We start from the raw sequence: 13,954 nt of genomic DNA, 5'->3' as shown, positions 1-13,954 counted from the left end.
GCCAAGTCGCTTCCACCCCTTGTGAGGGCTTGCGACCGTTTCGCGGTGTCGGACGTGCCGCTGGAGGCGGTGTCAGCCGGGTCGGCGGGCCGGTGGGGTCAGCCGGATATGCGGCCGTCCTCCTGCGCGCGGGCGGCGGCGGCCCGGCGTATCGCGTCACGGCGGGAGGTGACGTACTTCAGGCCGACCAGGCCCAGGCAGCCACCGGCCAGGCAGGTCCAGATGAACCAGGTGTGGCCGTGGTCGGAGTACCACCCGTAGAAGGGGAGCTGCACGACGAACAGCACGAACCACACCGCGGTGCCGACCATGACGGTGGCCACGTCGTTGGCCTCCAGGGGCTCCGGGGCCTCGCGCAGGGGAGTTCGCTGCTTGCTCATGGGGCCATCGTATGCGGGGGGGCGGTGGCGGCGCCGGAGTGCCTGTGGATAACCGGGGCGACCGCGGCGCCAGGTGTCTACACGCGGAGATTCGCATTTTTGTTCATTGTCTGTTCAACTGAAGCGGTCAGGTGTTCGGCCTGGATTATTCGTACGATCGCACAAAGCGAGCGTCCCCGTACCCCCAGAGGACCTTTCGCATGTCCATATCGGCCCCCGCTCCGGTCGACACGCGGCAGCCGTCCGGCCGCCCGCCCGCCACCGGCCTGGACCGCTATTTCCGCATCTCCGAACGCGGCTCGACCATCCCCCGCGAGATCCGCGGCGGTCTGGCCTCCTTCTTCGCGATGGCGTACATCATCGTGCTGAACCCGATCATCCTCGGGTCCGCGGTGGACAAATACGGCCACCACCTCAGCGGCGGCCAGCTCGTCACGGCCACCGTGGTCACCGCCGCATTCACCACCCTGCTGATGGGCGTGATCGGCAATGTCCCGATCGCCCTCGCCGCCGGCCTCGGCGTCAACACCGTGGTCGCCCTCCAGCTCGCCCCCAAGATGAGCTGGCCCGACGCGATGGGCATGGTGGTCCTCGCCGGCCTGGCGATCATGGTGCTGGTCGCCACCGGCCTGCGCGAGCGGGTCATGAACGCCGTCCCGCTCGGCCTGCGCAAGGGCATCGCCATCGGCATCGGCCTGTTCATCATGCTCATCGGCCTGGTGGACTCCGGTTTCGTCACCCGGATCCCGGACGCCGCCCACACCACGGTGCCGCTTCAGCTCGGCACCGACGGCCATCTGCACGGCTGGCCGGTACTGATCTTCATCCTCGGCGCCCTGCTCACCCTCGCCCTGATGATCCGCAAGGTGCCCGGCGCGATCCTGCTGTCCATCGTCGGCATGACCGTGCTGGCGCTGATCGTGAACGCCGCCGCCCACGTCCCCGCCGCCTCCTGGGGCCTGACCGTCCCCAAGTGGCCCGGCAAGCCGGTCTCCACCCCCGACTTCGGCCTGATCGGCCACGTCAGCCTGTTCGGCGGCTTCCACGAGGTGGGCGTGCTCACCGGCGTGCTGTTCGTCTTCACGGTGCTGCTGTCCTGCTTCTTCGACGCCATGGGCACCATCCTCGGCGTCAGCGACAAGGCCGGCCTGCTCGACGCCAGGGGCGACCTGCCCGGCATCAACAAGGTGCTGATGATCGACGGCATCGCCACGGCCGCCGGCGGGGCCAGCTCCTCCTCGGCCAACACCTGCTTCGTGGAGTCCACCGCGGGGGTCGGCGAAGGCGCCCGGACCGGACTGGCCAGCGTCGTCACCGGGCTGATGTTCGTCCTCGCCCTGTTCCTCACCCCGCTGGCCACCATGGTGCCCGCCCAGGCCGCCACCCCCGCGCTGGTCGCGGTCGGCTTCCTGATCCTGGCCGGCTCGGTGCGGGAGATCGACTGGAGCGACTTCACCATCGCCGTTCCGGCGTTCCTGACGATGGTGCTGATGCCGTTCACCTACTCGATCACCAACGGCATCGGCATCGGCTTCCTCACCTTCTGCCTGCTGCGCCTGGCCACCGGCCGCTGGCGCGAGGTGCCCGTCGCGCTCTACGTGGTCAGCGCGGTGTTCGCCTTCTACTACCTCATGCCGTCCCTCGGCCTCGTGTGAGGTCGAGGAGTTCGGGGAGCTCATAGTTCGGGGAGTTCGTAGCACTCACCCGTCATGCTCGTGCGGAACGGCGCCGCACAACCGCACCGGTTCGCGTGCGGTTGTGCGGCGCATTTATCTGCCGGTTCCTTGCGTTCCTGCTATTCCGTTGTGATTCGGCTCACGTCCCGCCCTCTTGTGGCGAGTCGTGTTGGTAATCTGCGCGACGCGACGAAAATGCGCTGTTCGCGGCGCACAGTACGGAGGTGCGGGAACCGGGGCAACATTTTCGGAATCCGTCCTCCGGCTTCCACGGGGGAAGTGATCCGTCATGAGAGTTGCCGTTGTTGGACTAGGTGCGGCGGGCGCCCGCTGCACCGCACAGTTGAGGGCAGAAGGTCACCGCGTGCTGACCGTCGCCCCTGGTGGCGCCGCCGATGCCGGTGACGTCACCGAGGTGGCCGCGCCCGGCTCGGTCGACGCCTGGGTCGTCGCCGATCCGGGGCCATTGCATCTGCCGCTGGTCCGCCGCCTGTTGCGGCTCGATCCGGCGGCCCGGGTGCTGCTCGAACAGCCCGCCTGTCCGCCCCGCGACCTGCCCGCCCTGCTCCGCCTGCTGGCCGAGCACCCCCGGGCCCGGGTGGCCGTCAACGACATCTACGCGCACAGTCCCGCCGTCCACCACTTCGCCCGGATTCTCCGGTCCGCGGTCGATTCCGGGCCCGGCGACCGTATTACGCGGATCACGGTGGAATTCACCAAGAACCGCGACCGCGACATCGCCCGCGGCCGATTCGTCGACGCCCACTACGGAGCCGTCGGCTATGAATGGCTGCATATGCTGGCCGTCGTCCGTGCCATTGTGCCCCGCACCGAATACGAGCGTTATCTGCGTACCCCGCCCGTGCTGGTCACCCCGGAAATGCGGGTCGTCGGCGGGGGCGGGGATCTGCCGGAGATCGAGTTGTACTCCTCCGTGCACGGCCGGGTCGGTCATCCGCGCGCCGCCGGCGACGCCTTCAGCTATTCGGTGGCCCGGCGCCGTATCGCCCTCGGCCACATACCGTTCGGCTCCGAGTTGCGCTACCGGTTCGCCGAGGCCGTCCTCGCCTCCGGGACCCGGGTCACCCTGGTCTTCGAGCCCGGTTACCAGACCGGCCACGACTACAAGAACACCCACGCCATCCACGTCCGTGACGGCGCCGGGCAGCGCACCGAGGTGGTCGCCGGCAACCACCTGCGCCAGGCACTGACCGCTCAGCTCGCCGTGCTCACCGCCCCCTCGGGCGGCCACCGGGACCTGACCGGGCTGCGGCTGCCCGAGCACCACCACCTGGCCGCCCTCGCCGGCTATCCGCAGGCGCACGACTGCGGCGGGTGCCTGGGCGTCGGCGCCACGGCCGGGGAGCACCGGCTCACCGGCTGACGGTCGGATCACCCCGGCGGCCGGCCGGGTCGCCGGGCCGGCCGCCGTAGAAGCGCTCGGTCTCGTCCACTGCGGCCTCGAAGCGCTCGTCGAAGTCGTCGCGCACCAGTGTCCCGATCACGTAGTCCTGGGCGCTCATCCCGCGCCGGGCGGCCCGGGCGCGGATCCGGTCCCACAGATCCTCGTCCATGCGGAGGCTGAGCACTCTCGTCGCCATGGGCCCACGGTCTCCGTACGAAGGGGGCGCGCGGGCCGCTTTCCGCTGCTGGCTCACCCGAACGGATGAGTTCCCTGGGGCTGATGTTTGCCCAATTGTCGTTAGGCTAGGTAATGAGCTAACCTAACTACTGTGACCGAACTCTCCGATGCCGACCGCACCGCCGTCAGTGACCTGCGGGCCGCTGTCATGCGGCTGTCGCGGCGGCTGCGCAACCAGCGCGTCGACGAGTCGCTCAGCCCGACCGAGATGTCGGTGCTCGCGACCCTGGCCCGCTGCGGCTCCGCGACCCCTGGGGAGCTGGCCCGCAAGGAGCACGTCCAGCCCCCCTCCATGACCCGCATCGTGGCCATGCTGGAGGGCAAGGGCCTGGTCCGCCGGGAACCGCACCCCGAGGACCGCCGCCAGGTGGTGGTCAGCAGCACGGAACAGGCCGCCGCGATGCTCGAGGAAAGCCGCCTCAAGCGCAACGCCTGGCTGGCCGGCCTCGCCGAGAGCCTCAGCGAGGAGGAACTGGCCGTACTGCGCCAGGCCGCCCCCGTCCTGGAGAAGCTGGCACACCTGTGACGCACACCAGCGACGCACGGAGAACAGGACATCCGGCACCGGCCCGATCGGGCCGGTGACCCGTACCGCCCGGCGCGACCGCGCCCGCGGCGGACCGTAACGACCCGGGGCCCCGAGGGTCACGTTGAAAGGCAGGCGAGAACCGAATTGAGTTCGGCAGCCGGAACATCACCCGCAACCGAACCTGGCCGCCCTGTGGAACAGCGCACCGGAACCTTCAGCTCCCTGCGTTTCCGCAACTACCGTCTCTTCGCCACCGGCGCCGTGATCTCGAACACCGGCACCTGGATGTCGCGGATTGCCCAGGACTGGCTGGTGCTCAGCATCACCGGCTCGTCCTTCGCGGTGGGCATCACCACCGCCCTGCAGTTCCTGCCGATGCTGCTCTTCGGCCTGTACGGCGGCGTCATCGCCGACCGCTACCCCAAGCGGCAGATCCTGCTGTTCACCCAGGCCGCGCTCGGCCTGCTCGGCCTGACCCTGGCCGGCCTCACCCTCGGCGGAGTCGTCCAGGTCTGGCACGTCTACGCCATCGCCTTCCTGCTCGGCATGGTCACCGTGGTGGACAACCCCACCCGGCAGACGTTCGTGGTGGAAATGGTCGGCCCCGCCTCGGTGCGCAACGCCGTCTCGCTGAACTCCGCCAACTTCCAGGCCGCCCGCCTGGTCGGCCCGGCCATCGCCGGCGTGCTGATCACCGCGGTGGGCAGCGGCTGGGCCTTCCTGATCAACGGCCTGTCCTTCCTCGCCCCCCTCACCGGCCTGCTGCTGATGCGCACCTCGGAACTGCACCGCATCGAACGGGTGCCGCGCGGCAAGGGCCAGCTCCGCGAAGGCCTGCACTACGTGGCCGGCAAGCCCGAGCTCATCTGGCCGATCGTCCTGGTCGGCTTCATCGGCACCTTCGGCTTCAACTTCCCGATCTGGCTGTCCGCCTTCGTCAACAAGGTCTTCCACAGCGGCGCCGGCACCTACGGCCTGCTCAACACCCTGATGGCCGCGGGTTCGCTGATCGGCGCCCTGCTCGCCGCCCGCCGCAGCCGCACCCGGCTGCGTGTGCTGGCCGGCGGCGCCCTGCTGTTCGGCGTCCTGGAGGCCGCGGCCGGCCTCGCCCCCGCCTTCTGGCTCTTCGCCGTCCTGCTGGTGCCCATCGGCATCTTCGGCCTGACCTTCAACACCACCGCCAACGCCACCGTGCAGCTCGCCAGCGACCCCATCATGCGCGGCCGGGTGATGAGCCTGTACATGATGGTCTTCGTCGGCGGCACGCCCATCGGCGGACCGCTCATGGGCTGGGTCACCGACACCTTCGGCGCCCGGGCCGGCTTCGTGTCCGGCGGCCTGATATCCGCCGCTGCAGCGCTGGGCGTGGGCCTGATCCTGGCCCGGACCGGCGGTCTGCGGCTGAAGCTCAACCTGCGCCGCGGTGCGAAACAGCCGATCATCTCCTTTGTGCCCCGCACCACACCGACCGCCGAGGTCCCCGACGCCACCGCGCTCCCCGAGCCGCCGGCGCCCTCCGAGCCCACCGATCCCGCCGACGCCACCGAGGTGGCCGACCCCGGTGCGCCGGACGAACCCGCCGCCCCCGGGCTGGCCCCGGCCGCGCGGCCGCTCGTATGAGGACGGCACGACCTATGAAGCCCGCCGGATGACGACGCCCGCGCCATGAGGCTGTTCGTCGCGCTCCTGCCGCCGCCCGCCGCGCTCGCCGAGCTGACCGCGGCGCTCGCTCCTGTACGCGCCCAGGAGCACGCAGGCGCCCTGCGCTGGACCGCGCCGGAGAGCTGGCACTTCACCCTGGCCTTCCTGGGCGAGGTGCCGGACGAGGCCCGGCCGGGGCTCGACGAACGCCTTGCCCGCGCCGCCCACCGCCACAGCCCCGGCGAGCTGCGGCTCTCCGGAGCGGGGCGGTTCGGCGACCGCACCCTGTGGACCGGCGCCGAGGGCGACCTCACCGGCGTGGGCCGGCTGGCGGACACCGTACGGGCCGCCGCCCGCCGGGCCGGCGTCCCGGCCGACGAGGAGCACGGCTTTCACCCGCACCTGACCCTGGCCCGCGCCCAGCGCCGGTCCCACGTGGCGCTTCGGCCCTTCGCCGACGCCCTGGCGGGCTTTCGCGGCTCACCGTGGCCGGTGACCGACCTCCACCTGGTCGCCAGCATTCCACCGCGCTCCGGGGTGCCCGGCGAGCAGCCCCACTACCGGACCGTCGCCTCCTGGCCGCTCGGCCGCCGGCCCGGGACGGGCGGCCCGCCGGCCGGAGCTCCGGGCGGCGCCGGTTAACCTCAAGGGGTGGACCCGAAGACCCGTACCCGCGTGATGACCGCCGCCTTCGTCCTGCTGCTCGTGGTGGTGGTCGTGGCCGCGGCGGTGCGCTGACCCGACGCGACCGGCAGCCGGTCCGGGCCGGCGCCGACGGGACCGCCCGGCCGGATCACCGGCGCGGGCGGCCCGCGTCACCGTGTCACCAGGCGAAGGCCTCCGGGGAAGCGCCGGGCCCCGGGAAGATCTCGTCCAGCGCGGCCAGGAACTCCTCGGACAGCTTCAGCTCCGCCGCCCGCAGCGCCGAGTCGAGCTGGTCCTGGGTACGCGGGCCCACGATCGGACCGGTCACGCCCGGCCGGGTCAGCAGCCAGGCCAGACCCACCTCACCGGGCTGCAGGCCGTGCTTGTCGCACAGGTCCTCGTACGCCTGCACCTGGTCGCGCTGCTGCTGGCTCTTCAGCGTGTCCGCGGATCGGCCGCTGGTGGAGCGGGCGCCGCCGCCCTCGCGCTGCTTGCGCAGCGCCCCGCCGAGGAGCCCACCGTGCAGCGGCGACCAGGGGATCACCCCGAGGCCGTACCCCTCCGCCGCCGGGATCACCTCCATCTCGGCCCGGCGCTCCATCAGGTTGTACAGGCACTGCTCGCTGACCAGGCCCAGCGAACCGCGCCGTGCCGCCGTCTCGTTGGCCCGCGCGATGTGCCAGCCGGCGAAGTTGCTCGACCCGGCGTAAAGGACCTTGCCCTGGGCGACCAGCACGTCGATCGCCTGCCAGATCTCGTCCCACGGGGTGAGCCGGTCCACGTGGTGGAACTGGATCAGGTCGACGTACTCGGTGCCCAGCCGCCGCAGGCTCGCCTCCACCGCCCGGCGGATGTTCAGCGCCGAGAGCCGGTCGTAGTTCGGCCAGTCCTGGCCCTCGGCGGCCATGTTGCCGTACACCTTCGTGGCCAGGACGGTCCGCTCGCGGCGCTCCCCGCCCTGCGCGAACCAGCTGCCGATGATCTCCTCGGTACGGCCCTTGTTCTCGCCCCAGCCGTAGACGTTGGCGGTGTCGAAGAAGTTGATCCCCGCGGCGAGCGCCGCGTCCATGATCGCGTGGCTGTCGGCCTCGTCGGTCTGCGGACCGAAGTTCATGGTGCCGAGCACCAGGCGGCTGACCTTCAGGCCCGTACGGCCGAGCTGTGTGTACTCCATACCGTCCAGCCAAGCCCTTGGAGTGCGCTCGAATCAAGAGCTGCCCCATGGACGTGAATCGCGTCGTCAGGCCGCTTCGTACGGCGTCCCGATGCCCCACGCCTGGTGCATCGCGTCCGCGAAGGCCGCCGCCAGTTTGTGCTCGCCCGAGACGTTGGGGTGCGTCCCGTCATAGGTGTCGAGCAGGATGTCGTAACCCGGCGGGTACGAGGCCATCAGCAGCGACGAGCCGGGGGAGTCCAGGTCGGCCACCACCTTGGCCAGCAGGGTGTTCAGCTCCGCGCACTGGTCCGCGAAGTACGGGTCGAGATCCGCCCGGCTGTTGGGGATCACCGGCAGCAGCACCATCCGCAGCCCCGGCCGGGCCGCCCGCGCCTCGGCGACGAACCGCGCCGCATTGGCCGCGGTCTCCTCGGCGTCGGTGTAGAAGCCCAGGTCGATCAGGCCCAGCGAGACCAGCAGCACGTCCGGGCGGTGCTCGCGCACGGCGTCGCCTATCAGCGGGACCATGTGCCGCCAGCCCTCGCCCCACCCCGCCAGATGGCGGCGTGCGTGCGGGGGAAAGCCCGGATCGGCGTAGTCCGACGAGACCGCCGCGTCGGCCGCCCTGTCGTACAGCGTCACCCGCGGCCCCACCACCGAGAACGGCTCACCCAGACCCCGCAGGTGCTGCCACATCCGGTAGCGCCAGGTGTAGTCGCCGGCCGCACCGACGGTCATCGAGTCGCCGACGAAGAGGTAACGCATGCGGGGCATCATCCATGACCAGGACGCGACCGGGGACACTGGGGGGCATGCGTGCGTATCTTCCCGTGGCCTGCGCCTGTGCCGCCCTCGCCCTGGTCGGGGTTCCGGCCGCCTCCGCCGTCGCCGACAGCGGGCCCTCGGTGGCCTTCACCATCGGCGACTCGCGGATCGCCGAATCCAGCGGCCTGGCCGCCAGCCGGCTCCACCCGGGCGTGTACTGGACGCACAACGACAGCGGCGACGGGCCGTACGTCTTCGCCATCGACTCCCGCACCGGCAAGACCCTCGCCAAGGTGACCATGCGCGGCATCCACGCCCGCGACTGCGAGGCGATCTCCCTCGGCCCCGACGGCGACCTCTACGTCGGCGACATAGGCGACAACCTCAACGGCGCCTGGCCCGAGGTGTGGATCTACCGCTTCCCCGAACCACGGCAGCTCCACGACCAGACCGTCGACGTCACCCGCTTCACCGTCCGCTACCAGAACGGCCCCCGCGACGCCGAGGCGCTGATGGTCCATCCCAGGACCGGGCGGGTCTACATCGCCAGCAAGAACGACAACGGCGGCCATCTGTACGCCGGCCCCACCACCCTCAGCGCCAAGGGCGTCAACGTCTTCCGGCCGATCGCCGACGTTCCGTGGGTGACCGACGGCGCCTTCTCGCCCGACGGCTCCCGTCTGGTCCTGCGCGGCTATTTCTGGGCCACCGACTACCGCTGGGTCAACGGCAGCCCGCAGAAGATCGGCAGCCTCGACGTCCCCGTGCAGCCGCAGGGCGAGTCCGTCACCTACACCACCGACGGGCGGGCGTTGATGTACGGCAGCGAGGGCCACGAGAGCAAGGTCTGGCGTGCCCCGCTCAGCGGCGCCGACCTGCCGGACAACGTCGCTCCGGCCTCCGACGCCAAGAGCGGCGGCCACAACGGCAAGGGCGGGGCGACCGAGAGCACCACCAAGGACACCAAGACCACCAAAGGCAGCAAGGTGGCCGGAGTGGCCCTGGTCGTCGGGATCGGCCTGCTGGGCATCTGGGTGCGCAACGCGGCCCGGCGCCGCCGCAGGCAGAACGACTGACCGCCGCCCGGCCCCGGCCGACGAAGCCGCAGGGGCGCTTGGTGCCGGGGGGTCCCGGCACCAAGCGCCCCTGAAGGCGGCTCGTCAGCGCCTCAGAGCTTGCCGATGACGTAGTCCACGCAGGCGGTCAGCGCCTCGACGTCGGCCGGGTCAACCGCCGGGAACATCGCGACCCGCAACTGGTTGCGGCCCAGCTTGCGGTAGGGCTCGGTGTCCACGACGCCGTTGGCCCGCAGCACCTTGGCCACGGCCGCCGCGTCGATGCCGTCCTCGAAGTCGATGGTGCCGACGACCTGGGACCGCTGCGCCGGGTCCGTGACGAACGGCGCGGCGTACGACGCCTTCTCCGCCCACGCGTACAGGCGCGAGGACGAGTCGGCGGTGCGCTCCACCGCCCACGGCAGCCCGCCCTGACCGTTGATCCACTCCAACTGCTGGTTGAGCAGGAACAGGGTGGCCACCGCCGGTGTGTTGTACGTCTGGTTCTTGCGCGAGTTGTCGATCGCGGTCGGCAGGTCGAAGAACGCCGGGATGTGCCGGCCGGACTCCGCGATCCGGGCTGCCCGTTCCAGCGCGGCCGGGGAGAAGACCGCCAGCCACAGCCCGCCGTCGGCCGCGAACGACTTCTGCGGCGCGAAGTAGTAGACGTCCGTCTCGGTGATGTCCACCGGCAGGCCGCCCGCGCCCGAGGTGGCGTCCACCAGCACCAGCGCGCCCTCGTCGGCGCCGGCCACCCGGTGCAGCGGCGCCGCGACACCGGTGGACGTCTCGTTGTGCGTGAAGGCATACACGTCCACGCCCGCCTCGGCGGCCGGCTCGGGGTGGCTGCCCGGCTCCGACTTGATCACCGTGGGCTCGGCCAGCCACGGCGCGAGCTGCGCGGCCTTCGCGAACTTCGAGGAGAACTCCCCGAACGACAGGTGCTGGGACTTGTTCTGGATCAGTCCGTGCGTGGCGATGTCCCAGAAAGCCGTGGAGCCGCCGTTGCCGAGCACCACCTCGTAGCCCTCGGGGAGGGAGAAGAGCTGCCGGATGCCGTCACGGACCTGTCCCACCAGGTTCTTCACCGGAGCCTGCCGGTGAGAGGTGCCGAGCAGGGACGTCCCGGTGGCGGCCAGCGCGTCCAGCGCCTCGGTCCGCACCTTGGAGGGGCCCGACCCGAACCGTCCGTCGGCGGGCTTGATGTCAGCGGGAATCTGAATATCGGCCACGCCCGCAGCGTAGTGCGTAACCGCAGTGTTTCCGCCAGTGTTCCATCGGGTGAGACGGGCCGGAGGCGCCTCAGTGCCGGGCCGCAGGTGGGCGGTACTTCCCCCGGGTGACACCCTGACGAGTGGCCCGGCAACGCTCGCCTTTGACGGTGGGGGCTGCCGGCTCCCGGCTGCCGGTGGCGGGCGGCATCCGGCGCGGCCGGACTGGGCAGGCATGTGCGCATGACGGTCGATCTCGCACATGAGGTGGAGCGGGCGCTGCGCGGCGCGGTACGCGGGGAGGTCGCCTTCGACGCGGCGAGCCGGGCGCTGATGACCATGGACGCGTCGAACTACCGGCGCGAGCCGATGGGGGTCGTCGCCCCCGAGGACGCCGACGACGTGGCCGCCGCGCTCGCCGTGTGCCGCCGCCACGGCGTGCCGGTGGTGCCGCGCGGCGGCGGCACGTCCATCGCCGGCCAGGCCACCGGCACCGGGGTGGTGCTGGACTTCACCCGCCGGATGAACCGGATCCTGGACATCGATCCCGGTTCGCGGACCGCCCGGGTGCAGCCCGGTGTCGTCCTGGACGACCTGCGAACGGCCGCCGCCGTGCACGGCCTCACCTTCGGCCCCGACCCCTCCACCCACAGCCGCTGCACCCTCGGCGGCATGATCGGCAACAACGCCTGCGGCTCGCACTCGGTCGCCTGGGGGACCACCGCGGACAACGTGGTTGCCTTGGACGTGCTCACCTACCGGGCCGAACGGCTCCGGCTCGACCGCGGCTTCACCACTCTCCCCGCCGCCACCGCGATGAACGGCGCCTCCGCCCCGGGCGCCGCGGCCGGCCCGGCCCGGCTGCGCGAGGGCATGCGGAAGCTGGCCGACGGTCACCTGGCCCTGCTGCGCACCGGCTTCCCGGACCTGCCGCGCCGCATCTCCGGCTATGCCCTGGACCGGTTGCTGCCCGAGCACGGGCGGGACGCCGTGCGGGCCTTCGTCGGCAGCGAGGGCACCCTCGGGGTGCTGACCGAGGCCACCGTGCGGCTGGTCCCGGTTCCTGCCGCCAGGGTGCTCGCCGTCCTCGGTTACCCCGACGAGTCCGCCGCGGCGGAGGCCGCTCATCTGCTGCTGCCCCTGCGTCCGCTGACGGTGGAGGGGATGGCGGCGGACCTCGTCGGACCGGCCGCCGGTGGGCTGCCGCGTGGCGGGGCGTGGCTGTTCGTCGAGGTCGGCGGCGACGACCCCGAGGACGCACTGGCCCGGGCGCGCGACCTGTGCCGGCACGCGGGCGGCACGACGGACCACAGCGTGATCGCCGATCCCGCCGGCCAGCGGGCGCTGTGGCGGCTCAGGGAGGACGCGGCCGGGACCGCCACCCGCCTGCCCGACGGCAGCGAGGCATGGCCGGGCTGGGAGGACTGCGCGGTGCCTCCCGCCCGGCTGGGCGGCTACCTGCGGGAATTCCGGGCCCTGCTGGGCCGGTTCGGGCTGCGCGGCGCGCCCTACGGCCACTTCGGGGACGGCTGTGTCCATGTGCGGATCGACTTCGACCTCATGGACCGGGAGGGCGTCGCCCGCTTCCGCCGCTTCTCCGAGGCCGCCGCGGACCTGGTCGCGGCGCACGGCGGTTCGCTCTCCGGCGAGCACGGCGACGGGCAGGCGCGCGCCGAACTGCTGCCGAGGATCTACGGCCCGGAACTGATCGCACTCTTTTCAGATTTCAAGGATCTCTGGGATCCGGACGGCGGACTGAATCCGGGGATGCTCGTGCGTCCCGACCCCATTGATAGCAACCTGCGGTTCGCCGTGCTCGCCCCCGCGGGCTCCGGTCCGGTCGATGTCGAATTCACTTATCCGGGTGATGGAGGTGATTTTCCTACCGCGATCCGGCGGTGCGTCGGCGTGGCCAAATGCCGTACGGCGACGGTCCCGACGGGGGGCTCCGCGGTCATGTGCCCGTCATTCCGGGCGACCGGCGACGAACGCCATTCCACCCGCGGCCGGGCCCGCCTGCTGCACGAGATGCTGGCCGGCCGGGTGATCACCGACGGGTGGCGGTCCACCGAGGTCCGCGACGCACTTGACCTGTGCCTTTCCTGTAAGGGATGCCGCAGCGACTGCCCCGTCGAAGTGGACATGGCCACGTACAAAGCGGAGTTCCTGCACCACCACTACCGACGTCGGCTCAGGCCCCGTTCCCACTACGCGATGGGATGGCTTCCGGTCTGGCTGCGGGCCGCCGCGCCGTTCGCTCCGGCGCTGAATCTCTTTGGCCGGACCCGGTCAACCGCCTGGCTGGCGAAGCGCGCCGCAGGCATCGCACGGGAACGCGAATTGCCCGAACTCGCGTCCGAAACATTCACTCGATGGTGGGATACCCGCGCCACGAATGAAGGACAAGCCAGCGCCGGACCGACCCGTTCCGAATCGTCCGGACCCTCCGTCGTCCTGTGGCCCGACACCTTCACCGACCACCTCTCGCCCCAGGTCGGCCGCGCCGCCGTCCGGGTCATGGAGGCCGCCGGACTGACCGTACGCACCCCGCCGGAGCCGGTGTGCTGCGGCCTGACCTGGGTCTCCACCGGGCAGCTCACCCGGGCGAAGGCCGTCATGCGGCGCACCCTCGACCACCTGGGCCCCGTACTCGACCAAGGGCTGCCCGTCGTCGTCCTCGAACCGAGCTGCGCCGCCGCCCTGCGCACCGACCTGCCCGAACTGCTCGGGGCCGACGAACCGCGAGCCGCCCGGCTCGCCGCGTCGGTCCGGACCTTCGCCGAGGCGCTGGAGGAGTTCGCGCCGCACTGGGCGCCGCCGCGCCTGGACACCGCGGTGGCCGGGCAGACCCACTGCCACCAGCACGCGGTGCTCGGCGACGCCGCCGACCGCCGGCTGCGGGACAAGGCGGGCCTGACCGGCGAGCTGACCGGCGGCTGCTGCGGCCTGGCGGGCAACTTCGGCTTCGAGGAAGGCCACTTCGAGGTCTCCGCGGCCTGCGCGGAGGAGGCTCTGCTGCCCGCCGTACGCGCGGCCGGCCCGGACACCGCGATCCTGGCCGACGGCTTCTCCTGCCGCACCCAACTCGCCCAGCTCGGCGGAGTCCACGCCCGCCACCTCGCCGAACTCCTCGCGGAAGGCCTGGACCGACAGACCGGGACAACGCCGGGAGCCCAGGGCGACGGGTAAGCCCCGGGCTCCATGGACGGCGCCCCTTACGGGTGCGGCCCGGGGCCTCGCCCCGGGCCGCACCC

12 protein-coding genes are annotated in these 13,954 nt (G+C 71.7%); 7 read left to right on the top strand and 5 right to left on the bottom strand.

Going from position 1 to position 13,954, the window contains the following annotated elements; genetic code table 11:
• Window positions 1-98 precede the first annotated feature (98 nt).
• The gene (locus ITX44_RS11535; protein ID WP_205357019.1) at window positions 99-380 is read right to left on the bottom strand and encodes a DUF2530 domain-containing protein; all 282 of its coding nucleotides are present in this window, start codon (window positions 378-380) and stop codon (window positions 99-101) included.
• A gap of 200 nt (window positions 381-580) precedes the next feature.
• Here ITX44_RS11535 and ITX44_RS11530 point away from each other — a divergent pair, with 200 nt between their 5' ends.
• Window positions 581-2,035, top strand: a complete 1,455-nt coding sequence (locus ITX44_RS11530; RefSeq protein WP_205357018.1) for an NCS2 family permease — start codon at window positions 581-583, stop codon at window positions 2,033-2,035.
• A 385-nt stretch (window positions 2,036-2,420) separates the two neighbouring features.
• Window positions 2,421-3,440, top strand: coding sequence for a hypothetical protein (locus ITX44_RS11525; protein ID WP_205357017.1), 1,020 nt, complete (start codon window positions 2,421-2,423; stop codon window positions 3,438-3,440).
• Here ITX44_RS11525 and ITX44_RS11520 read toward each other — a convergent pair.
• Window positions 3,430-3,657, bottom strand: coding sequence for a hypothetical protein (locus ITX44_RS11520; protein WP_205357016.1), 228 nt, complete (start codon window positions 3,655-3,657; stop codon window positions 3,430-3,432). The two genes, ITX44_RS11525 and ITX44_RS11520, sit on opposite strands and share 11 nt — an antisense overlap.
• A gap of 189 nt (window positions 3,658-3,846) precedes the next feature.
• Here ITX44_RS11520 and ITX44_RS11515 point away from each other — a divergent pair, with 189 nt between their 5' ends.
• The 3 genes from ITX44_RS11515 (at window position 3,847) to thpR (ending at window position 6,510) form a co-directional block, all read left to right on the top strand.
• Entirely contained in the window at window positions 3,847-4,224 is a 378-nt protein-coding gene (locus ITX44_RS11515; RefSeq protein ID WP_205357199.1) for a MarR family winged helix-turn-helix transcriptional regulator, read from the top strand.
• A gap of 195 nt (window positions 4,225-4,419) precedes the next feature.
• Complete coding sequence (locus ITX44_RS11510; RefSeq protein WP_307795213.1) at window positions 4,420-5,847, top strand: MFS transporter; 1,428 nt, start codon at window positions 4,420-4,422, stop codon at window positions 5,845-5,847.
• Between the two features lie 45 nt (window positions 5,848-5,892).
• Window positions 5,893-6,510 carry an RNA 2',3'-cyclic phosphodiesterase gene (thpR, locus tag ITX44_RS11505; RefSeq protein WP_205357014.1) on the top strand — a complete coding sequence of 206 codons (618 nt, stop codon included), beginning with the start codon at window positions 5,893-5,895 and terminating at the stop codon, window positions 6,508-6,510.
• A gap of 181 nt (window positions 6,511-6,691) precedes the next feature.
• On the opposite strand, the gene ITX44_RS11500 is transcribed toward thpR, so the two are convergent.
• Together ITX44_RS11500 and ITX44_RS11495 are read right to left on the bottom strand one after the other, a co-directional pair.
• Entirely contained in the window at window positions 6,692-7,687 is a 996-nt protein-coding gene (locus ITX44_RS11500) for an aldo/keto reductase (protein ID WP_205357013.1), read from the bottom strand.
• Between the two features lie 66 nt (window positions 7,688-7,753).
• Window positions 7,754-8,434 carry a GDSL-type esterase/lipase family protein gene (locus ITX44_RS11495; protein ID WP_205357012.1) on the bottom strand — a complete coding sequence of 227 codons (681 nt, stop codon included), beginning with the start codon at window positions 8,432-8,434 and terminating at the stop codon, window positions 7,754-7,756.
• A 47-nt stretch (window positions 8,435-8,481) separates the two neighbouring features.
• On the opposite strand from ITX44_RS11495, the gene ITX44_RS11490 reads away from it, so the two are divergent.
• On the top strand, window positions 8,482-9,510 hold the full coding sequence (locus ITX44_RS11490; RefSeq protein ID WP_205357011.1) for a hypothetical protein: 1,029 nt from the start codon (window positions 8,482-8,484) through the stop codon (window positions 9,508-9,510).
• A gap of 92 nt (window positions 9,511-9,602) precedes the next feature.
• On the opposite strand, the gene serC is transcribed toward ITX44_RS11490, so the two are convergent.
• Window positions 9,603-10,721 (bottom strand): phosphoserine transaminase, encoded by a 1,119-nt coding sequence (gene serC, locus ITX44_RS11485; protein WP_205357010.1) that lies wholly within the window; start codon window positions 10,719-10,721, stop codon window positions 9,603-9,605.
• A gap of 222 nt (window positions 10,722-10,943) precedes the next feature.
• Between serC and ITX44_RS11480 the strand changes: the two genes are divergently transcribed.
• Window positions 10,944-13,889, top strand: coding sequence for an FAD-binding and (Fe-S)-binding domain-containing protein (locus tag ITX44_RS11480; RefSeq protein WP_205357009.1), 2,946 nt, complete (start codon window positions 10,944-10,946; stop codon window positions 13,887-13,889).
• Window positions 13,890-13,954: the final 65 nt, after the last annotated feature.

It is taken from the genome of Actinacidiphila acididurans, from assembly GCF_016918855.1.
Classification (GTDB): domain Bacteria; phylum Actinomycetota; class Actinomycetes; order Streptomycetales; family Streptomycetaceae; genus Actinacidiphila; species Actinacidiphila acididurans.
Note: the sequence above shows the minus strand (reverse complement) of the source record. Positions and strands in the feature narration are given on the sequence as shown.